We start from the raw sequence: 25658 nt of genomic DNA, 5'->3' as shown, positions 1-25658 counted from the left end.
TTAATACTTAAGTCTTTTAATGTACTCTTAAGAAACATTGCAAGGTTTTTGTCTGTAAGTTTTATCCTTAAGTTTATATAATATACATTGTAAGGAAGATACTTACAGATGGAGCAGTGCATATTCGAGATACTTCGATTAGAGTTGTAGGTGTCGCTGGTTCGATTCCAGCTTCATTTGTCTTAGGCAGATGAATAGCTCAGTTGGTAGAGCACTAAGGATGTATCACTTTGATCTGAAAATTATTTTTTAAATATAAATATGATTATTAAGTGTTACATCAGTTACTCGGATAGTTTTTCTCTCTGTCATATTAAAACGTTAATTAAATTTCTATTTACTAAATAAAAGCTTTATAAATTATAAAAAGAATGGAGGTTACAAAATGAGCAAATTTAATAGAATAAACGGGTATTCTAGGAATAAATCAGGTCATATTGCATATGAAATGCCTTTAAAAGATAGATTAGTATCTGGAGTCCTAACAAGCTTATTTGGTGAGGCTAAGTTTTATGGAGATAACTCTAATGATTTATTGAAAGACATTAGGAAAGCTATTAAAGAAGACCCCAGTTTTGTAGCTAATCTTTCTTTATATTCTAGAAGAGAATTTCACTTAAGAAGTATATCTCATGTATTAACTGGAGAGCTTGCATATTCAAAAGAAGGAAAGCCCTATGTAAGAGAATTACTAAACCAAGTAGTAGAGAGAGTAGATGATATGACTGAAATTCTTTCATATTATATCAATACCTACGGAAAACCACTGCCAAATTCTTTAAAAAAGGGGATAGCTGATAAGTTTTTAACCTTTGATGAATATTCTTTAGGAAAGTATAATAGAAAAAAAGCTATTATGTTAAAGGATATATTATGTCTTACTCATCCAAAACCTAAGAATAAAGAACAGGAAACATTGTTTAAGGCTGTATTAGAGGATACAATAAAAACTCCTGAAACTTGGGAAAGTACTTTATCAAAGAGAGGTAATACTAAGGAAGCTTGGGAAGCACTTATAGAAAGCAATAAGCTTGGATATATGACTATGCTTCGTAATTTAAGAAATATAATAAATGCAAGACCAGATAATATTGAAAAGGTATATACAGCATTAAGTGATGAAAATAGAGTTTTAAAAAGTAAGCAGCTACCTTTCAGATATTATACTGCCTATAAGAATTTAAAAAATCAGAGAAATATAACTTCAAAGGCTTATAGTGCTTTAGAAAAAGCTATGAAAATATCAACTAAAAATATAGAGGAATTAAAAGGTTTAACACTTATTGCAGCAGATGTTTCGGGTTCAATGAATTCTAATTTAAGCGATAAGGGTGATACAACCTGTGCAGAAATTGCAGTGTTATTTATGGCCATGGCAAACCACATATGTGAAGAGGCAATAACAGTTTCCTTTGATTATACTCTTCATCATAATCCAATGTCTAACGAAGGCGGCATTATTGCTAATGCTGAATCTGTGAATGTTACAGGTGGAGGCACAGATATTGCACTACCAATAAAATATTTAATAGAAAATAATATATATATTGATAGAATAATAATAATTTCAGATAATGAGATAAATTGTGGTTATGAAAATACTTGTCAAAGATTAGTGGAGGAATATAGGAGTAAAATTAACCCTAATGTTTGGGTTCATGCTATTGATTTATTAGGTTATGGAACTCAGCAATTTAAGGGAAACAGGGTAAATATAATTGCTGGATGGAATGAAAAAGTTCTGGAGTTTATTAATAAAGCAGAGTTGGGAGTCAGTACAATAACTAAGGAAATAGAAGAATATTATTTTAAAGGGGAGAATAACTATGATAGAAGTACAGGGTAAATATAGCGGGGCTAAGATTTTTACAGACAATATTGAGGAAGAGGCGCTAAATCAGATATATAATTTATGTAATCAAAGTTTTACTGAAGGATGTAAGGTTAGAATAATGCCAGATACACATGCAGGCGCAGGATGTGTTATAGGTTTTACAGCTGACTTAGGGGATAAGGTTATACCTAATATTGTAGGTGTAGATATAGGATGTGGAATGCTTACTGTGGAGCTCGGCAAAGATGAAATAGATTTAGAGCTACTAGATGAAGTAATAAATAAATATGTTCCATCAGGAATGTCAACACATGAAGGTAGAATAGTGAGATTTAAAAGGCTTGCGGAATTAGAGTGTAACAGAGCACTTAATAATAGTAAAAGAATTGAAAGAAGTATAGGAACCTTAGGTGGTGGAAATCACTTTATAGAAGTTGACAAAGACGAAGATGGGAATCATTATTTAGTTATTCATTCAGGAAGCAGAAACTTAGGAAAGCAAGTTGCTGAATATTATCAGAGCTTAGCAATAGATATTTGCAGCGGAAAAGAGAGCTTCTTTGAAGAAAAAGAAGCATTGATTAAGGAATATAAGTCTCAAGGAAAAAGAAAAGAAATTGAAAAAGAACTTAAAAAGTTGAAGGAAAAATATGATGAACTTCAGCCTAAATATCCAAGACAACTTTGTTTTTTATCAGGAAAATATAGAGAGTTTTACCTAAAGGATATGGAAATATGTCAAGAATATGCAGTGCTTAATAGAGAGACTATGGCTTCTATAATACTTAATAGGATGTTTGGTAGGGATCTAAATAGTTATAACTTCTTTCACACAACTCATAACTATATAAATTTTAAGGACAATATCATAAGAAAAGGCAGCATAGCAGCATACAAAGGTGAACAGCTATTGATTCCTATAAATATGAGAGATGGAAGCATACTTTGCAGGGGAAAAGGTAACGAAGACTGGAACTATTCTGCACCACATGGAGCTGGTAGGCTTATGAGCAGAACTAAGGCAAAAGAAACTGTATCCTTAGAGGAGTATAAAGCTTCTATGTCAGGAATATTTACAACTTCAGTAAATGAAGCTACCATTGATGAGGCACCTATGGTTTATAAACCAATAGAAGAAATTCTAGCTAACATTAATGAAACTGCAGAAGATATTAAAATAATTAAACCAATTTATAATTTTAAGGCAAATTAAATGAATTTACTTTTTTTAATCCTCTGACTGCTTTTTTATAAGTAGTCAGTTTTTTGTGGAATGACAGGTGCTATGATAATATAAGTTATATAGGGGGTGTTAAAATGTTTAGTGACTTTATTAAGCACTATAATAATATTAGATGGATATTAAGAGATGTTTTTTTATACGGATGTTTTTCAAGAGAAGCCTTAGAGGATAAAACTTCTTTGAGTTCTAGAAAGATAAGCTACGAGATGAGAAGGATACAGCAGTATCTTGAAAAAGATTTAATAAAGGTAGATAAGGATGGCAGGAATAAGCTATTAAATCTAAGTTACGATTCTCTTTCTAATCCAAGTAATTTTTTAGTTAACACCTACTATAATAAGAGCTTTACAAAGATTGATTTAGTATTGTACTTTTATATATTGTTAATTCTTAATTCAAAGAAAAAAGCCTTATCACTTTCAAAAATTGAAGACGTTTTAGTTAAGGAAACAAGCTTTAACCCAGATAGCATTTCTAGCAAAACCATAGAAAGAAAACTTAAAGAGATGGAAAGTGAACTTGGATTACTTAAGATGAGTAAAACTGGGAGAGTAAAGAACTATGAAGTTTCTGACGACATACTAAATACTTTATCAAATCAGGAGTTGGAGCACCTCTTATATATTGTAAATCTTTATAAAAATATTGCTTTCCCAATGGTAGCAGGACATTATTTTGAAGAAACTCTTAAGAACTATATGAAATTTGAAAGAGACATAAAAATAGATTTTAAAGAAGCTTTTCAGTATAAAAATCTTCATTTTCATCCTGTAGTTGAAGAGGAGATATTATGGGAGATAGTTACAGCTATTAATGAAAAAAAGAGTATAAACTATGACTCTATTTCTAGGAGGCGCAATACACAAAAACTGGGAAATCTTACTCCGTATAAGATTAGGTATGATGTGAAGTATGGAAGATTTTATATAGTGGCTTTTACAAAAGGTAAAAAATGCGTAAATGCAAGACTGGATAGAGTTTATAATCTTAAGGCTGTAAAAGAAGAACTTGAAGATATTAACTTAGATGTGTTGTACCATAAGTCAATGGGTAATAGCTGGTCAGCAGTACATTTGAATGGAGATTCTCCTTGTGAGAAGGTTGAGTTTTCAGTGGTTATAGGTAAGAAAGAAGATGTCTATATAGTTGAAAAGATAAAAAATGAACTTAAAAATTACACTATGGATATTCATGGAGGAGTATATGAATTTACAACTTTAGTTAATGATGCATATGAGATGTGTCCATGGATTAGAGAATATTCATCATATATAATAATTAAATCCCCAATACAGCTTAGGAGAAAGATTAAAAAAGACTGGAAGGAGATGCTAAAGCTTTATGGAGTTATTTCATGAAAGTAAAAATAGATATTTCTCATTAGTATTAAAAATATTGAATTTATGCAATGACGGTTTATGTGAAGAAGACATAAAGATTATAATAGATGAAGGTGAATATGAGGAAAAGGTTATTGGTAAAGATTTTAAAACTTTTCAGGGCCTCATGTTGAATAAATATGATGAAGAAGATAACCTAAATCTAATTAGGAATGAAGAAGGAAAGTTTTATCCATTACTTTCTGTAGATACGAAAGCACCTGTTCCAATAAGATTTACTACTGTAGAGAAGCAGTGGATTAAGGAGCTATTAAAGGACTCAATATTAAAGAGGCTTATAGGTGAGGATATAGTATTAAAGTTAGAGCAGGCACTAAAAGACGTAAAGGGAAATAATATAAGTAGCATTATAGAAAAGACAAATACAGTAAGTAATTTAAAGGTAGTTCAAGAGGATGCTTACTATAAAAATTTCTATAAGATACTTCAAGCTATAAAAGAAGAGAGAGAAATAATTTATGATAATGTAGACAAATTTTCAAGACAATATAAGGCTGTAAGAGGCTTGCCTCTAAAAATAGAGTACTCAACAAAAGATGAAGTTTTAAGAGTTTCTATGTATTATATTGAAGAAAATAGATCTATTATGGTAAATCTTCATACCATGTTCAATATAGAGCTAAAAGAGGATACCTTGTGTAAGCTTTCTAAGAAGGAAATTTATGCAGTTATAAAAGATACAAAATATTGTAAAGAGCCCATTGTACTAGAGTTGATAGATGAAAAGTTTGCAATGGAGAGATGTTTTATGAGCTTCTCTTCTTACGAAAGATATACAAGGATAATTGGAGAAGGAAAGTATGAAGTAAAACTGTATTATTACACCTTTGAAGAAACTGAAGTTATAAGAAGAATATTAAGTCTTGGACCTCATGTAAAGGTGGTTGAACCTATTAGAATAAGAGAAAAGATTATAGATTTAGTAAAAAGGGCTTTAGAAATAGATTAGGAGGATATGGTTGCTAAAATAGACCATATCCTCCTAATTCTTATCTTGATTTTATAGGAATATAAATTTTTAGCTATATACTAATACTTGGAATTTTACCGTATTAAAATTCATTGTAAAAAACAGTCTCAGAAATATCTTTTCTTTTTTCATGATTAGGATTTGGTTTTGAATCCTTACTTGGATATCCTAATGGGAAGATGCACACAGGAACAAGATTTTCTGGGATATTGAAGGCTTTTACAACAGCCTCGGGATCAAAGTGACCAACCCATGTTGTACCTAACCCAAGTTCAGCAGCTTGAAGCATCATATGAGTTGCAACAATACTACCATCTATGTCAGTATGAATTTTTTCATCATATTTACGCTTCCAAGCCTCGTTTTTATCAGCGCATACTATTAGTGCCATAGGAGCATTGAAAGAATAGATAGTACAATCTTTTAACTTAGCAACAGCTTCATCACTTTCAACCACCAAAATTCTTTGAGGTTGAAGGTTAGCTGCAGTAGGGGCTATTCTACCTGCTTCTAATATCAAATCTAATTTAGCCTTTTCTATTTTTCTAGAATCAAAATTTCTTACTGAATATCTTTCTTTAGCAAGTTCAATAAAACTCATAAAAGTACCTCCTCATAATATAAAGTATCTATTTAAAAATTATATATGATGATATTGGAAAAAGTAAGTATGCACATATTTGTTATTTACTAACTTTACAGTAAGTATGGTTGGTATTATATTTTTTGTTTGACATAGCATATTATCTACTATTTTAGATAGCTAATTGGTAGTAATTTAATGATTTTGGAAGAATTAAAATTTCAGTTGACTCAATTTATTAATTTATAGAATACAGTCTTAAAATATTATAATTTAACTAAGGACTTGTTATAAAAATAACAGTAAACTAACAGCCATTACAGCCATTCCTGAGATAAGGCCGTATATGTAGAGATTTTGATCGCCGTAGTCCCTTGCTGCTGGAATTAATTCATTCAAAGATATAAATACCATAATTCCAGCTACTGCTGCAAATATGATACCAAAGGTAAGATTATTTATAAAAGGCATAAGTATTAGATATCCAATTATTGCACCTAAAGGTTCGGAAAGGCCTGAAAAGAAAGAGTAAAGAAAGGCTTTTTTTCTGTCGCCGGTTGCATAATAGATTGGAACTGATACTGAAATACCTTCAGGTATATTGTGAATGGCAATAGCAATAGCAATTGGAACTGCTATAGATGGACTGTGTATTGCAGAAATAAATGTTGCAATTCCCTCTGGAAAGTTATGAATCGCAATAGCAAGTGCAGTTAATACTCCTATTCTAAGTAATTTTACATCAGAATAGCCATTGCTAAACTTAAGGCTGTATGTAGCGGTAGAACTTTCTTCACTTGGAATAAAAGTGTCAATTAGGTATATGAGAAGAATACCACAGAAGAAAGAGATCACTGTAAGCCAAGAGCCATTTCTTACTCCAAGTTCAGCTGTTAAAGAATCTTTTGCATTTACAAAAATCTCAACAAGGGAAACGTAAATCATAACCCCTGCTGAGAAGCCAAGACTTAATGAAAGAAATTTAGTGTTTGTCTTTTTTGTGAAAAAAGCCAAAGTGCTTCCTATGCCTGTTGATAAACCTGCCAAAAGACTTAATCCAAAGGCAAATAGTACGTTATTCATCTAACATCCTCCTTTAAAAACGTAAAGCTCCAATAAGTAATCACCTAAAAATAGGATAGGTTTAATGCTTGTCCGATAATTTATGAGATAATTAAAAGGTAAAGCGCGTTATATACTATATATAATATGCATATTGAAGCTGTAAATTTGCTATACCTTGATAAATATGATTTTCATTTATAGATTATGCTTAATATCCTACTTGAACTAAGTGGAATTGTTTGGTAGATATATAAATTAATAAATGAAATAACTAATATATAGATATTAGGCCGTGGTTTTGATATATAATAGGACTATATTAATTTAGATAAGTATGGGAATTCTTTGATGCGGTGATTTTTCAATAAGTATAGATTTAAGTATATAAAGATGAAATACTTTAATCTGAGGCTTATTTTTAAAACTACTCTGGGTTATGAGAGGAAAATTTGAAAATATAAATTTTATTATGAAGTGTTACATCCATGTACATATAAGAAAATTAAATAAAATAGGGGAGAAAAGATGAGATGAATGAAGTTTTAGAACAAATAAAAACAAGAAAATCAATGAGGGTATTTGAAGACAGAAAAATTGAAGATGATATTAAGAAGGAAATATTGCAGGCCGCTTTTGAAGCTCCGACTGCAGGGGCAATGATGCTTTATAGCATAATAGATATAACTGATAAAACACTAAAAGAAAGACTGTCAGTACTTTGTGACAACCAACCTTTTATTGCTAATGCTCCAATGGTAGTGATATTTCTTGCTGATTATCAAAGATGGTATGATTCATTTGTTTATACAGATTGCAAACCTAGAAAACCGGGAGAAGGAGATATTCTACTAGCCATGGCAGATGCAATGATAGCAGCGCAAAATACAGTGATTGCAGCCCAGTCAGTAGGAGTAGGGTCTTGCTATATTGGTGATATAATTGAAAACTGTGAGCAGATTACAGAAATATTAGAATTACCTGATTTTGTTATACCAGCTTGCATGTTAGTTTACGGCTATCCTGTTGATGCTCAAAAAAATAGAAAGAAACCAGTGAGGTTTGAGAAGCAATATATAGTTTCTGAGAATAAATATCATAGACTTTCTGAGGAAGAACATATGGAAATGCATAAAGCAAAGAATGAGGATTCTGGAATAAAGGCTAAGAATATAATAGAGCAAGTTCAAGCTTTCTGCAAAAGAAAGTATATGTCTGAATTTGCTAATGAGATGAATAGATCTGCATCAAGTTACCTTGAAAAGTTTAGAAATAAGTAAAGTTAACCTTTATAAGTTTTATAAAAATATTTTATAGCTATCAAAATTTTAAGTTGATAGCTATTTTTTTATTTAAATATATCTTGAACAGTTTCAATTTAAATAGATTGTAAAAATAGCTCGTTCATATAGTGTCTCCTGCATGACTACTTAGTTTCAACAATATTATTAAACATAGACTAATAGTAAAAGAAGCGTAAGTGCTTCTTTTATTTTTATATAGGAAAATATAAAGTTCTCAAACTATAAAAATTTAGGAATTTTAATAGATTTACAGTTTTTTTAAGTTATAAAGTAAAAAATGAAACTCACTTAACTGCCAAATTTTTATTTCTAGTACCGCATAATATCAAATTATGTGATCTGAATAAAAAAAATAGCTATAATATTTCGGAAATTGAATTAAAAGTGAAAAAAATAGAAGAAAATAATTACCAAAATATGGTTGTAAACGTATTTAAAACATGCTATATTTAATTTGTAATAATTGGAAACGGTACCGACAACGATACCAATGGTTAATTATTTATTCATCAATAGATATTGATGATGACTTTACAAATAATTATAGGGGAGAGGAAATTATTATGAAAAAGAAGTTACTAGGTCTTGTAATGTGTGTGGCTATGGGGTCTACTTTATTCGCAGGGTGTGGAAACAGTGGTAAAACATCAACATCAGCAACAAAAGAAATTTATTTCTTAAATTTCAAACCTGAAATTGCTCAAGTATATGACAATATAGCAAAGGATTATGAAAAAGAAAAAGGTGTTAAGGTTAAAGTTGTTACAGCAGCAAGTGGTACTTATGAAACAACTTTGAAATCAGAGATAGCAAAATCCGATGCACCAACAATATTCCAGATAAATGGTCCTGTAGGATATCAAAGCTGGAAGGATTATACTTTAGATTTAAAGGATACAAAACTTTATAGTTATTTAACAGATAAATCTTTAGCAGTAAAGAGTGGTGACGGAGTTTATGGTATTCCATATGCAATAGAAGGTTATGGCATAATTTATAACGAAGCGATTATGAAAAAATATTTTGCACTTACTGATAAAGCTGTATCAATAAATTCTACAACTGAAATAACTAATTATGATACTTTGAAGAAAGTTGTTGAAGATATGACTAAGCATAAAGATCAACTTGGTATAAAAGGTGTGTTTGCATCAACTTCATTAAAATCAGGAGAACAATGGAGATGGCAGACTCATTTAGCAAATCTACCTTTCTATTATGAATTTAAAGAAAATACTAAATATGACAATACGATTTTAGCAGGTCTTGCAGCAGATAAAATTGACTTCAAATATGCAAATAATTATAAAAATATCTTTGACCTATATATTAATAACTCATGCACAGATAAAAAATTATTAGGAAGTAAGTCTGTGGATGATTCAATGGCTGATTTTGCCCTTGGTAATGCAGCGATGGTTCAAAATGGTAACTGGGCTTGGAATCAAATAAAGGGTGTTAGCGGAAATAAGGTACAAGAATCTGATATCAAATTCATGCCAATATATACAGGTGTAGCTGGCGAAGAAAAGCAAGGCTTATGCATAGGTACCGAAAACTTCTTTGCAATTAACAGTAAGGTTTCAAAAGAAAAACAAAATGAATCAATTGCATTCCTTGAATGGCTATTCTCAAGTGACACAGGTAAAAAGTATGTAACAAAGGATTTAGGATTTATAGCTCCATTTAATACCTTCAGTGATAGTGAAAAACCATCAGATCCATTAGCGAAGGAAGTTTTAAGCTGGAACAGCAAAGGTGGAAACAACGTAGCTTGGACATTTGCGGCCTTCCCAAGTGAAAATTTTAAGAATGCTTTTGGTGATGCATTGTTAGAATATAGCCAAGGTAATAGATCTTGGGATGACGTAGTAAAGACAGTAAAGGAATCATGGCAAACAGAAAAAGCTAATAAGAAATAATGAAATTATAATTAAACTATGTGAAATTAATTGGTTACCCATCCGACGCTTTAATGAGCTTACGCAAAGAATTAATATGATTTTGTCATATTCCATGGCTAAAACTGTAAACTCACTGCGTTCGAACAGTACAGCTTTACTTTTTAAAAACCCATGCATTCTATAAAATTTTATATCTTAAATTTAATAAAATAAAAATGCTATATGATTAAAAAGTAAAAATGTATTGCCTGCCAGAATTTCTTCACGTACGTTCAGAAAAGGCAGATGCGTAAAAAAATCACTAATAAAGAACGATTAGCGATTTTTTAGAGCCATTCCATCTGAAAAAATCATTTAATTCTAATAGCTCGCTCATATAGCATCTACTGAATAACCAATTAATTTCAATAAATATTATTAAACATAACTATAACTTAAAATAAATAACTAATGGTGAGCTTAGAGGGAAAATTCTAACTCACCATTTTAAAATTAATAGTAGGAGAAGATAACGTGGAGAAGATATTAAAAAAATATTTTCATATTTTTGTACTTCCAACCTTGGTAGCCTTTTTAATAGCTTTTTTAGTTCCGTTTATATTAGGGATGTATTTATCTTTCACAGAGTTTACAACAGTAACTAATTCTAAGTTTATAGGATTAAGTAATTACGTAAAGGCAATTCATAATAAAGATTTTATGAATGCATTGATTTTTACTGCTAAGTTTACTGTGATATCAGTGATAACAATAAATATATTTGCTTTTATATTAGCACTGCTGCTAACTAGAGGAAAAAAGGGTTCTAATATCTTTAGATCTGCCTTTTTTATGCCTAATTTAATAGGGGGGATTGTTCTCGGATATATATGGCAACTTATTATTAATGGCGTTTTGTATAAATTTGGTGTTACTATGACTTATGATCCTAAGTTTGGCTTCTATGGTCTTGTAGTTTTAATGAATTGGCAACTTATAGGCTATATGATGATTATATATATTGCTGGAATTCAAAATGTTCCTGAGGATCTTGTAGAAGCAGCAAAGATAGATGGGGCAAGCTCCTTTAGAATACTTAGAAATATAAAGATACCTATGATTATGCCTTCTATAACAATATGTTTATTCCTAACTATATCAAACTCTTTTAAGCTATTTGACCAGAACTTAGCATTGACTGCAGGAGCACCTGCAAAAAAAACAGCTATGCTAGCATTAGATATATACAATACTTTCTATGGCTCTGTTGGCTGGGAAGGTGTAGGCCAAGCAAAAGCAGTTCTGTTCTTTTTACTAGTTGGAGTATTTGCATTTGCGCAGCTTATATTTACAAGAAGTAGGGAGGTAGAAAGTTAATGAAGGACTCAAAGGTAAAAGATAGTGTAATATTTGTTATATTGATTGTACTTGCTATAGCATTTGTAGTTCCTATTCTAATAGTGTTAATGAACTCTTTTAAAGGTAAATTCTTTATTAGCGATACTCCTTTTGCTTTTCCAACAAAACAAACCTTTACTGGGTTAGAAAACTATACTAATGGTTTGATAAAGACGGGATTTTTAAAAGCTTTTGGATACTCGTTTTTTATTACTGTATCTTCGGTGTTTGTTATAGTGTTATTCACATCAATGACAGGGTGGTATATAACTAGAGTTAAAACAAAAATAACTAAGTCTATGTATTATTTATTTGTATTTTCAATGATTGTACCATTTCAGATGGTAATGTTTACTACAACTAAGGTTGCTAATATGCTTCATTTAGATAACCCTATTGGGATTATTGTCGTATATCTTGGATTTGCTTCAGGCTTATCTGTGTTTATGTTTTCTGGTTTTGTAAAGTCTATACCTCTAGAGATTGAAGAAGCGGCTCTTATTGATGGATGCAATCCTATTCAGACCTTTTTTAAGATTGTATTTCCAATCCTAAAACCTATATCTATAACTGTTTCAATACTCAATGCAATGTGGATATGGAATGATTATTTGCTTCCTTACTTACTTATAGGTAGTGAATATAAGACTATACCAATAGCGATTCAATATTTAAAAGGTGGATATGGTTCTATAGATATGGGAGCAATGATGGCAATGCTAGTATTGGCTATAGTACCAATTGTTATATTCTACTTCACTTGTCAAAAACACATTATTAAAGGAATAGCAGCAGGAGCTGTTAAAGGGTAAGGTGAATATAATATAAAATATACTATAAAGGAGGAGAACTATGAGAGCCAGTGGTGTATTATTGCCTATATCAAGTTTACCAGGAAAATATGGCATAGGGACTTTTTCAAAAGATGCATATGAGCTTATAGATAAGCTGAAAGCATCAGGACAAAAATTTTGGCAGATACTGCCTCTAGGGCCAACTGGGTATGGTGATTCACCTTACCAATCATTTTCTACTTTTGCTGGAAATTCGTATTTTATTGATTTAGAAGCTTTGATTTATGAGGGATATTTAACAAAGGAAGAATGTGAAAGCTATGATTTTGGAAACAGTGATAGATACACTGATTATGAGAAAATATACCTATCTAGATTCAAGATATTAAGAATTGCATATGAGAGAAGTAATATTACTAATAATAGTGAATTTAATGAATTTGTAAAAGAAAATTCTTATTGGTTAGAAGATTATTCTCTTTATATGGCTATTAAAAATGCTTATGGTGGTGTGAGCTGGAGTGAATGGGATGCGGATATAAAACTTAGAGGACCGTCTTCCATGGAACAATACAAAAATAAATATGCAGATGAAATATTGTTTTATAAATTTCAACAGTTTATGTTTATAAGGCAGTGGCTAAAGCTAAAAGCTTATGCAAATCAGGAGGGTATAAAGATAATAGGTGATATTCCAATATATGTAGCTTTTGATAGTGCAGATGCTTGGGCTAATCCGCAGTTGTTTCAATTTGATTCAAACAGGTGTCCGATTTCTGTAGCAGGATGTCCACCTGATGCTTTTTCTGCAACTGGTCAGCTATGGGGAAACCCGTTATATGATTGGGAGTATCACAAGAGAACTTCATATGCTTGGTGGATACAGAGAATTGCTTATTCTTTTAAACTATATGATGTTGTTAGGGTGGATCATTTTAGAGGGTTTGATGAATATTATTCAATTCCTTTTGGTGCTATTACTGCACAAACAGGACAATGGAGGAAAGGGCCAGGTTATGATATTTTTAATGCTGTAAAAAATGCTCTTGGAGATTTAGATATAATTGCTGAAGATTTAGGGTTCCTTACCGAAAGTGTGCTGGAACTTGTTAGAAGAACTGGCTACCCAGGAATGAAGGTACTAGAGTTTGCTTTTGATTCAAGAGAAGCAGGAGACTATATGCCTCATAATTATAATAGAAATTCGATTGTATATACAGGAACTCACGATAATGAGACTATTTCAGAATGGTACCATAAACTTAATTCTGAAGATAAAAAATTAGCAAATGATTATTTAGATATTGATGAAAATAATATAGAGGATATCCATTGGAAGTTTATAAGATTAGCCTTTTCAACGGTATCAGACCTCGCTATTATTCCAATGCAGGATTATTTAGGTCTTGGAAGTGAAGGTAGGATAAACATACCTTCTACCTTGGGAAATAATTGGAAGTGGAGACTTTTAGACAATGAGTTTACAACAGAACTAGTAGAGAAAATAAGAAAAGTCACCAAGTTATACGGAAGGTAAGCAATGAAATCCCCATCTATTTTTTGGGGATTTCAAAATTCGTTAAGAAACCAATTATATTTACAAATTTTTAATATTATAATAATATTATACATAAAATGATGAGTTTTAACAAAATTATTAGGCTTGAGGAATGAGAAGGATGGGTAATATGGAGATAATTACAATAAAAGATATTGCAAAATTATGTGGAGTAGGGGTAAGCACTGTTTCTAGAGCTATAAATAATCACCCTGATATTAATGAGGAAACTAAGGCCATGATTATGCAAGTTATTAAAGAAAATAACTATGTGCCTAATAATAGTGCGCGTAATCTTAAAAGAACTGACTCTAAAGCCATTGCAGTTCTTATAAAAGGTATTACTAATCCTTTCTTCAGTAATATGATTAAAATATTCGAAAAAAAGATAAAAGAAAAGAAGTATTCCTTCATTCTTCAGCACGTTGATAATAAAGAAAATGAAGTAGATATAGCTATTGAACTTATAAAAGAAAAAAAGCTTAAAGGCATTGTGTTCTTAGGAGGTCACTTTTCTCATCCAGACGAAAAACTAAGAATGTTAAATGTGCCCTTTGTTTTAAGCACTATTGCAACTATGGAAAGTTTAGATAAATCCATCTGTTCTTCGGTATCCGTTGACGATTTTAAGGAAAGTTATAAAGTTGTAGATTATTTATGCAAACAAGGTCATCAAAAAATAGCAATAATAACTGCTGCCACTGATGATGAAAGTATTGGTATGCTTAGATTCAATGGATATACCAGTGCCTTAAAAGATAATGGAATTGAAATAAATGAAAATTTAATTGGCATAATGAAAGATGAACTTGAAAGTTATTCTATGGAAAATGGTTATGCTGTTGCTACAGAACTTTTACATAAGAGTGAGGAGTTTACTGCAATCTATGCTATTTGTGATAGCATGGCTATAGGCGCATGTAAGGCTATTTTTGATATGGGTAAAACCGTTCCGGAAGATTATTCAGTTGCAGGATTTGACGGACTTGATATCGCTAGTTATTACAATCCTTCTATAACAACTATTAGACAACCAGTTGAAGAAATAGCTGAAGAAACTATAAAGATTTTGTTCGATGTTATTGGTAAGAAAACCTTAGCTGAGCATAAAACTTTTCAAGGGGAACTTGTTGTAGGACAATCTACTAAGAACATATAAAAATAATGAATTCTAAGAATTAAATAAAATTTAGGTACACTAAAGGAGATAGGATTGCCATAAACTTTGCAAACCTATCTTTTGCTATATAGGAAATGTATAAAAAACAAAATTTCTTGTGAAGTATTACACTTTAACATCGTATTAACTAATGAGAAAAGAAAAAGAGGTGAAAAAATGGACATTAATGAAGAAAATATTCTAGAGCAATTGAAAAATAAGAACCACAAAGCTTTAGAATATATAATCTATACTTACTCTAATTTAATTTTCAGGGTAGTGATAAATGTACTGGGGGAGAGTAATAGAGAGGCAGCTAGTGAATGTATTAATGATATTTTGCTTATTGTTTGGAATAAACACCATTTAAATGTAAAATTAAATACAAATGATAAAAATTAGTTGACAAAAAATAGAATAAAGCATATTATAAATACATAATATCGATTTGATATTATCTAAAAGATAATAAGTTGGAGAGTGTAAAACTTGGATAAACATTTTATAGATAACGAAGCAGAATTTCTTAAAAACTATGATGTAAATCAATATGAAAGACCTAGTGTAACAAATGATGTAATAATATTTACCACAGATGATATAAAAGAAGATAATCAAAGAAAGGTTCCTAAAAAGGGCATGCAGGTTCTTTTGGTTAAAAGAGATGAGTACCCTGAAAAGGGTAAGTGGTCCATTCCAGGTGGTTTTATTGATATAAATGAAGGACTGGAAGAGGGCGCGAAAAGAAAATTAAGAGAAAAAACAGGGGTAGAGGATGTTTATATTGAGCAGCTTTACACCTTTGGAGATATAAATAGAGATAAGAGAACTAGGGTTATTAGCATAGGAAACATGGCCTTAATTGAAAAAGAAATTATAAAGTTTGAGCAAACAAATGAATTGAAAGAAAGTAAGTGGTTTTGGATAGATAAAGTTCTTGTTGAAACTAAAAAAAATCATAGTTATATAGAAAATAATCACATACTCACTCTAAAATCTGAAGATAATGAGGTTGAAGTAAAATACCAAGTAATTGAGAAGATTGATAGAAATATATATAGAAGAAAAGAAATGAACTATATTCTGTTAGATGGATCAGCAGAAAATCTAGCTTTTGATCATTATAAGATTTTGGATTATGCAATTGATAGATTAAGAAATAAAGTAGAATATACGCCAATTGCCTTTAATCTACTTCCAAGATTATTTACAGTAAAAGAATTACAAAATGTATATGAAGCCATAATGGGAAGAGAAATACTGAATTTTAGACGAAAAATGGAAGATATGATCATCGAAACTGATGAAAAAATAGAAGGAAAGCCTTTTAGACCTGCAAAAGTATTCAAATTCAACGAAAACTGGGAACATAATTTTTAAAATATGGAGGGAAGTTTTTATGATATATCTAAATAATAAAAAAGTACAAATTAAGAAGTTTCCTAACGGAGAAGCTTTAATTAACAATGAGAGTTTAGCTATTAATAGTTATGATAATGAAATAAAGATAAAATTTGAAAGCGATGAAGATATAACTCATTTGATATTTTTAAAAGGACATTTAGATGAACTAAATAAAAAATGCAGTCTTATAGTTCCATATATGCCTTATTCAAGAATGGATAGAACTGAGGGGATGACGGTTTTTACGTTGAAACATCTTTGTAGATTGATAAATAGCTTAAATTTTGAAAGAGTTACTGTATATGAGCCTCATTCAGAGGTGTCTGTTGCATTGTTAGATAGAGTTAAGGTTGTCAATATGTCTCAAGCTTTGACAAAAGAACTTTTGAAGGGTTTTAATGATGATGAAATATATTTAGTTTATCCAGATGCAGGGGCTGCAAAAAGATATGAAAAGCAGCTAGAGCATGGAAAGGTACTTACAGCAAATAAAGAAAGAGATTTTAAAACAGGGCGTATCAATAGTCTTAAAATAAATGGAGAGGTTTCCGCTAAAGCTTTTAAAGCAGTAATTGTTGATGATTTATGCTCGAAAGGTGGAACCTTTATATTAACTGCAGAAGAGCTTAAAAAGCTTGGGGCTGAGGAAATATATCTAGTTGTAACTCACTGTGAAGATACCATTTTTGAAGGCGATATATTGAAGACTGATTTGATTAAAGAAGTATTTACAACTAATAGCATATTAAGCAAAGCTCACGAAAAAATTAAAGTACATGAAATATAGGAGGGGATATTTATGAGAAAGTTGTTAGTAGTGGTTGATTATCAAAAGGATTTTGTAGATGGAGCACTAGGATTTGATAAGGCTGTAGAGCTTGAAAAACCTATATATGATAAAGTTAAGAAATATCTACATGAAGGTGAAAAAGTTCTATTTACCTATGACACTCATCATGAAAATTACCTAGAAACAAGAGAAGGAAAGAACTTACCTGTGATTCACTGTATCGAGAGTACAGAAGGCCATGACCTTTATGGAAGTCTTAAGGAATTTAAGAAGGTGAAAAATACCTATCATTATAATAAAGGAAGTTTTGGAATAAGCCCTGCAGATATGATTAAGATATCAGAAGAACTAGGTGAGGATATAGAGTCAATTGAGGTTGTAGGAGTAGTTACAAATATGTGTGTTGTAAGTAATGTAGTAACCTTTCAGTCACAGTATACAAATGCTGATATAAGTGTAGATGGTGCATTATGTGCAAGCTTCGATGAAGCTCTTCATGATAAAGCATTACATGTAATTGAAAGCTTACAAGTTAAGGTTGTTAGATAAAAAAGTATTATTATATAAATATTAATCCGAAGAAATATATTTATAGAGAATAAAAGGGGAATAATTATGAATCCATTACTTCTTACAGATTTTTATAAAACTATTCATCATATATGCTATGCAGAAGGTATGACTAAGCTTGTTAGTTATTGGACTCCAAGAATGTCTAGAAAAGAAAAGATGAATAAGGTGGTTATGTTTGGACTTCAATCCTTTTTAAAAAAGTATTTGATTGAGTATTTTAATGAGAACTTTTTTAATGCTTCAAAAGAAGAAATAATATCGGAATACAAAAGAATTATATCTAGAACAATGGGAGAGATAGCTGCAGATACAAAGCATATCGAAGCACTCCATGATCTAGGATATCTACCAATACAGATTAAGGCTATAGAAGAGGGAGAGAGAGTAAATATAAAAACTCCTATGATCGAAATAACTAATACTCATGAGGACTTTGCTTGGCTTGTTAACTATTTAGAAACCTTCATGAGCTGCAATATATGGCAGCCTATGACTAGTGCGACTATAGCTTATAGATATAGAGAGATAGTAGAAGGTTATTATAATAAAACCGTAGACAATGGAGAGGTTAGAAGAGCTTGTGGTGATTTCAGTATGAGAGGTTTCAGCTCGATAGAGAGTGCGCAATCTAGCAGTTCAGGGCATTTGCTTTCTTTTATAGGCACTGCTACGATACCAGCAATTGATTATTTAGAAAAGTATTATAATTGTAATATTGATGAAGAAGTAGTTGCTGTTGGAACGCCATCAACGGAGCATAGTGTTATGTGTAGTTATGGAGAAGATGAAATCGGTGCATATAAAACTCTTATAAAGGATAAGTTCCCTAAGGGAAATCTAAGTATAGTATCAGACACCTATGATTACTGGAAGGTTATAACCTCCATACTACCAAAACTAAAAGAGGATATCCTAAAAAGAGATGGTAAAATAATAATAAGAGGGGATAGTGGAGATCCTGTTAAGATAATCTGCGGAGATAAGGATGCTTTAAAGGACAGTCCAGAATATAAAGGAACTGTAGAACTTCTATACGAAATCTTCGGAGGTCATATAAATACTAAAGGTTACAAGGTGTTGAATGAAAAAATAGGAACTATTTATGGTGATAGCATTACAGTTGAAAGATGTGAAGAGATATGTAAGGGTCTTGAGAAGAAAGGTTTTGCAGTAAGCAACTGTACTCTAGGCATAGGTTCTTATACTTATCAGTATAACACTAGAGATACCTTTGGATTTGCATTAAAAGCTACTCATGCAATAATAAATGGAAAAGAGAAATTTATATTTAAGGATCCAAAAACAGATACAGACAACTTTAAAAAATCTCAAAAAGGTATGTGTTATGTTTATAGAGATGGACAAGATATTCTGTATAAGGACGAATTAACTTTAAGTGAACAAGAAACACTAAGTGATAATCTTTTAAAGACTGTATTTAAAGATGGGAAGCTTGTTAAAGACTTTTCACTAAAAGAAATAAGAGATAGATTACATTCAAGATTTTAAAATATGAACATTAAACTAAAAACTAGATGTATTTAAAAAAGATATTAAAAGTTCAGCATTAATTTATTTAATGTTGGGCTTTTTCTTTATTGTAAAGTAAAATGTAGAATTTTCAGCTTAACTGAACCTAAATAATTAAATGGGTTTAGAAGTTTTTACTTATCAAATTTAAATACAAATGCATATTAATAATTATAAGACTAAAATTTAATATTTATTGCTAAAGATGAAACACTTCGGTCAAAAGGATATTTTTAAAACTCTCACGGGTTCTGGTGAGAGAATTTAGAAATATAAATTTTATTACGAAGTGGTTCATCTATAAATTTAGGAAGGGGGGAGAATAATATATTTTTTATAATATGTGAAACTTGGTATTAGTTAGTATTTATCTTAAATATAAATAAATATAATGGGAAATTCACGAAGTTGATCAATAAGTAGTTTATTTTGATTCTTGAATTTCAAATCTGATAAATATGTTTTTAGATATACGAATTTATGATATATGGAAAGCAATTTTAAAGTATGAGAAAAAAAGCTTAAGATGACAAAAAAATGATGAAGGAGATATTAATATGTTATTTTCAAAAGATCCACTTAAAGAGAAAAATAAAACTTTTGCAGAAGGGCTTAATTTTTATAAGCTAGTGTGGATTTTCTTTATTGGCAGCATATTAGGAGTTTTGGTGGAAACTTTATGGTGTTTCTTAACTCTACATAGAATAGAAAGCAGAAGTGGATTAATTTATGGTCCATTTAATTTGGTTTATGGTTTTGGGTCAATTTTGATAACCCTAAGTTTATACTGGGTTCGTAAAAAAGACAGCATATATGTTTTTATAGGTGGATTTTTAGTTGGAGGAGTCTTTGAATATATTTGTAGTTGGACACAAGAAGTGATATTTGGCACAGTGTCGTGGGAGTACAGTGGAATTATACTTAATATTCAAGGAAGAACTAATTTGTTTTATTGTATATTTTGGGGGATTTTATCTGTCATCTGGATTAAAGTAATTTACCCAGGTATGTCTACAATTATTGAAAAAATGCCATATAAAAAAGGAATAATCATAACCTGGGTTATCATAGGATTTATGGTCTTTAACACTAGTATTTCAGCTATGGCAGTATTTAGAGGAACTGAGAGACACAGTGGAGTACCTGCTTCTAATTCTATTGAAAGATTTTTAGACAAACACTATCCTGATGCAAAACTGAAAAAGGTTTATCCTAATATGATGTATGTTCAGAACAAAGCAAAATGATTTTTTGTTAGTCCGAAAATAACTCTATCTTCGAATAAAGCAGTTTTGAAATTAAAAGAAATACCTTTTATCAAAAGTTCTTCCTTAAAGCCAAGCTTAACAACTAGATGTATGGAGCGTTCGTTGTCAGGATGAATTGATGCTTCTACTTTTGTTAAATTTATTATATTAAAGGAAAAGTTTAATACTTTTATTACGCACTCAGTCATTATATTTTGATTTAGATATTTGCTGTTTAGCATATAACCTATTTCTGCTTTGAAATTAAAAATGTCAAAGCTATGCAAGGATATTAACCCAACCACTTTGTCAGTTAATTTATCTGCAATGCACCAACGGATAAATTTTTTATTTAAATACCCTTTAAGAAAAGCTATAACTGTTTTCTTTGACTGCTCCATATCGCTCATAGCTTCAGTTTGTTGATATTTTACGGCAAGTGGGTCAGAGTACAATTCATATAAATCTTTATAATCTTTAGCTTTAACCTGTCTTAATATAAATCTCTCTGTTTCTAGTTCAGGAAAATTTATAAAAATGGAATCTATTGAATTCATTTATGCTCCTTTATTAAAGATATCCTATTTTTTTGAGTGGATACAAAGATATTTTATCATAAATTACAAATTTTGTGTGAAGGGCTACAGAAACTTAAATCCGTTTAATGAATTTCCTTGTTTTATTATTTAACTTATATTATGTTTTTAGTCTTTTGCACATAATTAGCCAAATTACTTGCCAAAGCTAATTTTTAAAGGATAATAAAAAGCTTAGCTGATCTTACACAGCTAAGCTTTAAATATGTAGCAATAAAAAATGAAGGAAATGAATTGCTTTAATACTATTTGGACATTCCCATAAACATGCCTATAAAATATGGAATCAACCAAACTAGCCATACAAAAATACTAAACTTATGAAAAATTTTTTTCTTTTTAACATCATTAGAGTATATAACATAGGTAGCCCAAAGTGCATGGAACGCCATAAGTAATATTGCTAAAGCTCCAGTTATACCATGTATATTTTGAGCTAGACTTGATTTTACAGAATTACCTTCCTTCGCAATCATAGTCATTAAACTAGTACCCACTGTATCAAATAAAAAACCAGTCCAAAAAACACATACCTGATACTTTGTTAAAATCTTTGTCTTTCTTTCCCAAAAAACACCTATAGTATAAAATACTAATGCTAAAGTGATCGATATTATAGCAATTATTAATTTAAAATCCATTGTAGTACCTCCTCTGTTCTAATCATTAATATTATATAACTGATTTGTGGTCTAAACATGACCAAATTTCACTAAAACAACATGTCTGACTTTTAAATTTATATTTTAAAATTCTCCTCTCAGAACCCAGAAGAATTTAGAAAATAGATTTTGGGTTGAAGTGTTTCGCATCTAAGCAATAACTTGATTTTGATATGTTATTTAAAACATAACAGCATAATACTACTTTATACAACTACTTGTTGTTTTTTGTTTGGAGAATTATAAATTTTTTTGACATAAATAGAAAGTAATTATTATATGCATATCTATCAACATTTATTCATTGTAAGCGTAAAATATATGGATTAGGCAGAGAAAAACATTAAACTTCCTCTATCAACCAATGGAGTATCACTAAGAAAAATAGGTTTAATTTGATGCTTATTTAAAAAACTTAGTACTAGTTCACCATATTTATAATTTTTTAAATTGCCATAAAAGACAAGTTCTCTTTCGGAAAGTAAACCACAGGTTCCACCTATAAAACCATAATTTAGCCCAGGTAAATCAATATCACCAGGAGGAAGAAGCAAAACATCAAAATCTTTTGAAATTAGTTCCTTATATATTTTTATATCAGAAGTTATTATAGCTCTTTCGCTTATAACTGCACAGGAACATTTAGTGTATCCTTGAGTTACATTGATAAGTGTTTTATGTTCAATATATTTTAGTAGCATTTTATCTGTAAACTTTATATTGTGTATAAAAGTGTTTTTTAAATTAACAGCGTTTAATATTATATCTTCAGGGTACTTTGAAGATAAGCTTTTATCTGAAAAGACCTGATTTAATCCTGTTTTTTTAAATTCCACTATAAAATCTTCAGACATATCTTTGTGAACTAAAACGGTGTTATTATCCAATATGTTAAGCTGTATATCTGGATGACCATCGATAGCAGGATATAAGTTTTTGCATCTAGGTACTTTAATCATAACAACATTTAAAGATCTTAAGTTTTTTTCTTCTTCTGGTAAAATTCTGTAATCAACAAAACAATAATTCAATATATCACTCCTTAAATTTTAATTGTGGCAATGTACATAATATATTTTAAAGATTAGTATAAAAAATTCATTTTGTCCTATAAGTGAAAGTTCATTAAAAAATAAATTTTTTTAATTAAAATATAGCTAGATTAAAGTGTGTTAACCCCAGTAAAGTAAGTGTAATAGATAAATTAGAATCATGCAATGTCGATTTGTGAATGTTTAATTTCTGTATATAGGAGAAATTTTAATACATACTATATTTAAGAAAGGAGTGAGCGGAATGTTATTGCTGAAGCTTGCTTACGAAGGAGAACAGTACTTCATAGAAGATATACAGAATATAAGAACTATGCTAAAAGAAAAAAATATAACAATTGGTATTTCTGAAAGTTTAGAGAATAATACCCACTTCGTAAAGATATTTTGTGATGATGATGACTATAATGATAGATTAAAATCAATAATATATCTCTATATAAGCAACATACTATATAGAGTTGTGATAGATGTATTTAAGAAAAGAGAAATGTTTGAATATCTTACAGACACATATTTTTTCTTAAAGCATGATGAACTTCTAGAAGTTGAAGAAGATATAATGAGTGTATTAAATATGCAAGAAGCCATTTCTGATGAAACAAGTGTTTACTGTATGAATAGAATTAATTCTATAATTGAAGTAATAAGAGCTTGCATAGAGGAAAATGATGAAATTAATATAAACGGTTTTATTACGTTTAGAATGAAGGAACTGATAGGGGAAATAGAGAGGATAATTGATAAAGTAGTAGAAAAATATATGGTTGAGAAAGAATACAAAGAATTCATAAAACTTCTTAAATACTTTGTTGATATACAGGAAAGCAGAATAGAAGAAGTAAATATAATTGTAAAAGATGATGGTGGATATAAGATAACTAATAGTGATGGAAAAGATATATTTCAAGATTTTATAAGCGACTTAAGTGAATGTAAGCTTGGTGCTGGAGTTAATGTAGAAGATGTTATAATAAGTGGTCTTATAACTAATTGTCCTGAAAAGATAATTATTCACAATAGGGAGTTATGCGTAAATAGAGAGTTTTTAGATACCATAACAAATGTGTTCGAGGAAAGAGTAGAATTTTGCGATGATTGCAAAATTTGTGAGAAAAATAAAATAAAAATTTAATATAGTATTGACAGTAATTACTGCAAATGATATATTATTTATTGTGTCAAGAAGAAACAGCCGTTTCTCACCTTACAGCAAAGCTAGTAAGGTTATGAATTACTTACGTTTTTTTTCGGTGAATGTGGTAATTGAGGGCGGCTTTATGCCGCCCTTTTATTATTTATATAAAGGTGTTCTTATCTACCGGAGGTGAAAAAATATTAATAAAGATTTTGCAATCAATGAAGAAATTAGACAAAAAGAATTGAGAATTCTTTCTGATGATGGTAGCCAGTTAGGTATAATGCCTACAAGAGAAGCTTTAAAGCTAGCTGAAGAAAAGGAACTTGATTTGGTTTTGATTTCCCCAACTGCCAATCCACCTGTAGGTAGGATTATGGATTTTGGGAAATTCATATACGAACAGTCTAAAAAAGAAAAGGAAGCCAAGAAAAAGCAAAAAGTTATTAGTGTTAAAGAAATCAGATTTAGCCCTAACATTGAAGAACACGATGTTGAAATCAAAGCAAATAATGCCAAGAAATTTCTTGAAGATGGAGACAAGGTAAAGATAACTGTAAGGTTTAGAGGTAGAGAGGCTGATTATGCACATGTAGGATATAAGATACTTGAAGACTTTTTATCTAGAGTATCAGAATTATGTGTGGTTGAAAAGCCTGCTAAACTAGAGGGCAGAAATATGATTATGATTTTGGCTCCTAAAAAAGCATAACTTGAGAGGAGGAAACTATAATGCCAAAAATGAAAACTCATAGAGGTGCAGCAAAGAGATTTAAAAAGACAGGATCAGGTAAGTTGAAGAGAGCTAAAGCTTTCAAGAGCCATATATTAACTAAGAAGAGTTCTAAGAGAAAGAGAAATCTTAGAAAAACTGCTTACGTTTCAACTGCACAAGAAAAAGCAATGAAGAAGTTATTACCATATCTATAAGAATACGGAGTAGGAGGTTTGTAATATGGCAAGAGTTAAAAGAGCAGTAAACGCTCGTAAAAATCATAAAAAGGTATTGAAGCTTGCAAAAGGTTACTACGGTGGAAAGAGCAAGTTATTCAAAACAGCAAACGAATCAGTAGTAAGAGCATTAAGAAATGCTTATGTTGGTAGAAGATTAAAGAAGAGAGATTACAGAAAACTTTGGATAGCAAGAATAAATGCTGCTACAAGAGTTAATGGTCTTTCATATTCAAGATTCATGAATGGAATCAAATTAGCTGGTGTTGATATAAACAGAAAGATGCTTTCAGAAATCGCTATAAACGATGCAAAGGCATTTACTGATTTAGTTGAATTAGCAAAAAAGCACTTAAACGCTTAATATAGAAATGCGACTTTATGTCGCATTTTTTTTGCTTTATAGGAAAATAAAAAAATTAGCTTACTTGAACCTAGATATTTCAATGATAACAGAAAGTCACTTCAGCGATTTTTTTATTCTTTAGAAAATTATAATTCAATGAGATTTGTGTACAAGAATGTGT

The 25658-nt window shown here is 30.3% G+C and carries 25 protein-coding genes and 1 other annotated feature; of the genes, 20 read left to right on the top strand and 5 right to left on the bottom strand.

From position 1 onward, the window contains the following. Nucleotides 1–385 precede the first annotated feature (385 nt). From J3477_RS05325 to J3477_RS05310, 4 genes are all read left to right on the top strand, one after another. Nucleotides 386–1846, top strand: coding sequence for a TROVE domain-containing protein (locus J3477_RS05325; protein WP_206868558.1), 1461 nt, complete (start codon nucleotides 386–388; stop codon nucleotides 1844–1846). Further along, complete coding sequence (locus J3477_RS05320; RefSeq protein ID WP_206868557.1) at nucleotides 1827–3047, top strand: RtcB family protein; 1221 nt, start codon at nucleotides 1827–1829, stop codon at nucleotides 3045–3047. The genes J3477_RS05325 and J3477_RS05320 overlap by 20 nt, the downstream gene beginning before the upstream one ends. Before the next feature lie 104 nt (nucleotides 3048–3151). Then, on the top strand, nucleotides 3152–4435 hold the full coding sequence (locus J3477_RS05315; RefSeq protein ID WP_206868555.1) for a WYL domain-containing protein: 1284 nt from the start codon (nucleotides 3152–3154) through the stop codon (nucleotides 4433–4435). Then, a complete protein-coding gene (locus tag J3477_RS05310; RefSeq protein WP_206868554.1) occupies nucleotides 4419–5426 on the top strand; it encodes a WCX domain-containing protein in 1008 nt (335 codons plus the stop codon). Before J3477_RS05315 ends, J3477_RS05310 begins: the two co-directional genes overlap by 17 nt. Before the next feature lie 103 nt (nucleotides 5427–5529). On the opposite strand, the gene J3477_RS05305 is transcribed toward J3477_RS05310, so the two are convergent. Further along, nucleotides 5530–6048, bottom strand: a complete 519-nt coding sequence (locus J3477_RS05305) for a nitroreductase family protein (RefSeq protein WP_206868553.1) — start codon at nucleotides 6046–6048, stop codon at nucleotides 5530–5532. A gap of 270 nt (nucleotides 6049–6318) precedes the next feature. Next, the gene (zupT, locus tag J3477_RS05300) at nucleotides 6319–7113 is read right to left on the bottom strand and encodes a zinc transporter ZupT (RefSeq protein WP_206868551.1); all 795 of its coding nucleotides are present in this window, start codon (nucleotides 7111–7113) and stop codon (nucleotides 6319–6321) included. 512 nt (nucleotides 7114–7625) lie between these two features. Here zupT and J3477_RS05295 point away from each other — a divergent pair. From J3477_RS05295 to J3477_RS05240, 12 genes are all read left to right on the top strand, one after another. After that, complete coding sequence (locus tag J3477_RS05295; protein ID WP_206868550.1) at nucleotides 7626–8372, top strand: nitroreductase family protein; 747 nt, start codon at nucleotides 7626–7628, stop codon at nucleotides 8370–8372. Nucleotides 8373–8959: 587 nt separating this feature from the next. Next, nucleotides 8960–10318: an ABC transporter substrate-binding protein gene (locus J3477_RS05290; RefSeq protein WP_206868549.1), complete on the top strand. Its 1359-nt coding sequence runs from the start codon at nucleotides 8960–8962 to the stop codon at nucleotides 10316–10318. 495 nt (nucleotides 10319–10813) lie between these two features. Next, a complete protein-coding gene (locus J3477_RS05285; protein ID WP_206868548.1) occupies nucleotides 10814–11656 on the top strand; it encodes a carbohydrate ABC transporter permease in 843 nt (280 codons plus the stop codon). Beyond that, nucleotides 11656–12489 (top strand): carbohydrate ABC transporter permease, encoded by an 834-nt coding sequence (locus J3477_RS05280; RefSeq protein ID WP_206868547.1) that lies wholly within the window; start codon nucleotides 11656–11658, stop codon nucleotides 12487–12489. Before J3477_RS05285 ends, J3477_RS05280 begins: the two co-directional genes overlap by 1 nt. A gap of 40 nt (nucleotides 12490–12529) precedes the next feature. Further along, a complete protein-coding gene (gene malQ, locus J3477_RS05275) occupies nucleotides 12530–14008 on the top strand; it encodes a 4-alpha-glucanotransferase (protein WP_206868546.1) in 1479 nt (492 codons plus the stop codon). Nucleotides 14009–14159: 151 nt separating this feature from the next. Further along, nucleotides 14160–15188, top strand: a complete 1029-nt coding sequence (locus J3477_RS05270; RefSeq protein ID WP_206868545.1) for a LacI family DNA-binding transcriptional regulator — start codon at nucleotides 14160–14162, stop codon at nucleotides 15186–15188. Between the two features lie 177 nt (nucleotides 15189–15365). Beyond that, nucleotides 15366–15590, top strand: coding sequence for a hypothetical protein (locus J3477_RS05265; protein WP_206868543.1), 225 nt, complete (start codon nucleotides 15366–15368; stop codon nucleotides 15588–15590). Between the two features lie 87 nt (nucleotides 15591–15677). Beyond that, nucleotides 15678–16568, top strand: coding sequence for an NUDIX hydrolase (locus J3477_RS05260; RefSeq protein WP_206868541.1), 891 nt, complete (start codon nucleotides 15678–15680; stop codon nucleotides 16566–16568). A gap of 19 nt (nucleotides 16569–16587) precedes the next feature. Next, a complete protein-coding gene (locus J3477_RS05255; protein WP_206868539.1) occupies nucleotides 16588–17379 on the top strand; it encodes a phosphoribosyltransferase family protein in 792 nt (263 codons plus the stop codon). Nucleotides 17380–17391: 12 nt separating this feature from the next. Continuing rightward, nucleotides 17392–17931: a cysteine hydrolase family protein gene (locus tag J3477_RS05250; protein ID WP_206868538.1), complete on the top strand. Its 540-nt coding sequence runs from the start codon at nucleotides 17392–17394 to the stop codon at nucleotides 17929–17931. 63 nt (nucleotides 17932–17994) lie between these two features. Further along, nucleotides 17995–19464 (top strand): nicotinate phosphoribosyltransferase, encoded by a 1470-nt coding sequence (locus J3477_RS05245; RefSeq protein WP_206869669.1) that lies wholly within the window; start codon nucleotides 17995–17997, stop codon nucleotides 19462–19464. A 578-nt stretch (nucleotides 19465–20042) separates the two neighbouring features. After that, nucleotides 20043–20732 (top strand): putative ABC transporter permease, encoded by a 690-nt coding sequence (locus J3477_RS05240; protein WP_206868537.1) that lies wholly within the window; start codon nucleotides 20043–20045, stop codon nucleotides 20730–20732. Here J3477_RS05240 and J3477_RS05235 read toward each other — a convergent pair. The 3 genes from J3477_RS05235 to J3477_RS05225 form a co-directional block, all read right to left on the bottom strand. Beyond that, the gene (locus J3477_RS05235) at nucleotides 20714–21289 is read right to left on the bottom strand and encodes a GNAT family N-acetyltransferase (RefSeq protein ID WP_206868536.1); all 576 of its coding nucleotides are present in this window, start codon (nucleotides 21287–21289) and stop codon (nucleotides 20714–20716) included. The genes J3477_RS05240 and J3477_RS05235 overlap by 19 nt on opposite strands. A gap of 284 nt (nucleotides 21290–21573) precedes the next feature. Beyond that, entirely contained in the window at nucleotides 21574–21969 is a 396-nt protein-coding gene (locus tag J3477_RS05230; RefSeq protein WP_206868535.1) for an HsmA family protein, read from the bottom strand. A 347-nt stretch (nucleotides 21970–22316) separates the two neighbouring features. Next, a complete protein-coding gene (locus tag J3477_RS05225) occupies nucleotides 22317–23021 on the bottom strand; it encodes a DUF6873 family GME fold protein (RefSeq protein ID WP_206868534.1) in 705 nt (234 codons plus the stop codon). A gap of 265 nt (nucleotides 23022–23286) precedes the next feature. Here J3477_RS05225 and ytxC point away from each other — a divergent pair, with 265 nt between their 5' ends. The 4 genes from ytxC (at nucleotide 23287) to rplT (ending at nucleotide 25495) form a co-directional block, all read left to right on the top strand. Next, nucleotides 23287–24177 carry a putative sporulation protein YtxC gene (gene ytxC, locus J3477_RS05220; protein WP_206868533.1) on the top strand — a complete coding sequence of 297 codons (891 nt, stop codon included), beginning with the start codon at nucleotides 23287–23289 and terminating at the stop codon, nucleotides 24175–24177. 42 nt (nucleotides 24178–24219) lie between these two features. Further along, nucleotides 24220–24343, top strand: a sequence feature (ribosomal protein L20 leader region). 36 nt (nucleotides 24344–24379) lie between these two features. After that, entirely contained in the window at nucleotides 24380–24892 is a 513-nt protein-coding gene (infC, locus tag J3477_RS05215) for a translation initiation factor IF-3 (protein WP_206869668.1), read from the top strand. Between the two features lie 20 nt (nucleotides 24893–24912). After that, a complete protein-coding gene (gene rpmI / locus J3477_RS05210; RefSeq protein ID WP_183278181.1) occupies nucleotides 24913–25110 on the top strand; it encodes a 50S ribosomal protein L35 in 198 nt (65 codons plus the stop codon). A 25-nt stretch (nucleotides 25111–25135) separates the two neighbouring features. After that, entirely contained in the window at nucleotides 25136–25495 is a 360-nt protein-coding gene (gene rplT, locus J3477_RS05205) for a 50S ribosomal protein L20 (RefSeq protein ID WP_183278180.1), read from the top strand. Nucleotides 25496–25658: the final 163 nt, after the last annotated feature.

It is taken from the genome of Clostridium zeae (assembly GCF_017312485.1).
Taxonomy (GTDB): Bacteria; Bacillota; Clostridia; order Clostridiales; family Clostridiaceae; genus Clostridium_AR; species Clostridium_AR zeae.
The sequence above is the reverse complement of the archived record's forward strand: the minus strand, read 5'-3'. Positions and strand labels throughout refer to the sequence as shown.

Excerpts from the sequence above, each read along its gene's own strand:
- J3477_RS05325 (WP_206868558.1), top strand. The coding sequence starts at position 386 with ATGAGCAAATTTAATAGAATAAACGGGTATTCTAGGAATAAATCAGGT.
- J3477_RS05320 (WP_206868557.1), top strand. The coding sequence starts at position 1,827 with ATGATAGAAGTACAGGGTAAATATAGCGGGGCTAAGATTTTTACAGAC.
- J3477_RS05315 (WP_206868555.1), top strand. The coding sequence starts at position 3,152 with ATGTTTAGTGACTTTATTAAGCACTATAATAATATTAGATGGATATTA.
- J3477_RS05310 (WP_206868554.1), top strand. The coding sequence starts at position 4,419 with ATGGAGTTATTTCATGAAAGTAAAAATAGATATTTCTCATTAGTATTA.
- J3477_RS05305 (WP_206868553.1), bottom strand. The coding sequence starts at position 6,048 with ATGAGTTTTATTGAACTTGCTAAAGAAAGATATTCAGTAAGAAATTTT.
- zupT (WP_206868551.1), bottom strand. The coding sequence starts at position 7,113 with ATGAATAACGTACTATTTGCCTTTGGATTAAGTCTTTTGGCAGGTTTA.
- J3477_RS05295 (WP_206868550.1), top strand. The coding sequence starts at position 7,626 with ATGAATGAAGTTTTAGAACAAATAAAAACAAGAAAATCAATGAGGGTA.
- J3477_RS05290 (WP_206868549.1), top strand. The coding sequence starts at position 8,960 with ATGAAAAAGAAGTTACTAGGTCTTGTAATGTGTGTGGCTATGGGGTCT.
- J3477_RS05280 (WP_206868547.1), top strand. The coding sequence starts at position 11,656 with ATGAAGGACTCAAAGGTAAAAGATAGTGTAATATTTGTTATATTGATT.
- malQ (WP_206868546.1), top strand. The coding sequence starts at position 12,530 with ATGAGAGCCAGTGGTGTATTATTGCCTATATCAAGTTTACCAGGAAAA.
- J3477_RS05270 (WP_206868545.1), top strand. The coding sequence starts at position 14,160 with ATGGAGATAATTACAATAAAAGATATTGCAAAATTATGTGGAGTAGGG.
- J3477_RS05265 (WP_206868543.1), top strand. The coding sequence starts at position 15,366 with ATGGACATTAATGAAGAAAATATTCTAGAGCAATTGAAAAATAAGAAC.
- J3477_RS05255 (WP_206868539.1), top strand. The coding sequence starts at position 16,588 with ATGATATATCTAAATAATAAAAAAGTACAAATTAAGAAGTTTCCTAAC.
- J3477_RS05250 (WP_206868538.1), top strand. The coding sequence starts at position 17,392 with ATGAGAAAGTTGTTAGTAGTGGTTGATTATCAAAAGGATTTTGTAGAT.
- J3477_RS05240 (WP_206868537.1), top strand. The coding sequence starts at position 20,043 with ATGTTATTTTCAAAAGATCCACTTAAAGAGAAAAATAAAACTTTTGCA.
- J3477_RS05235 (WP_206868536.1), bottom strand. The coding sequence starts at position 21,289 with ATGAATTCAATAGATTCCATTTTTATAAATTTTCCTGAACTAGAAACA.
- J3477_RS05230 (WP_206868535.1), bottom strand. The coding sequence starts at position 21,969 with ATGGATTTTAAATTAATAATTGCTATAATATCGATCACTTTAGCATTA.
- ytxC (WP_206868533.1), top strand. The coding sequence starts at position 23,287 with ATGTTATTGCTGAAGCTTGCTTACGAAGGAGAACAGTACTTCATAGAA.
- rpmI (WP_183278181.1), top strand. The coding sequence starts at position 24,913 with ATGCCAAAAATGAAAACTCATAGAGGTGCAGCAAAGAGATTTAAAAAG.
- rplT (WP_183278180.1), top strand. The coding sequence starts at position 25,136 with ATGGCAAGAGTTAAAAGAGCAGTAAACGCTCGTAAAAATCATAAAAAG.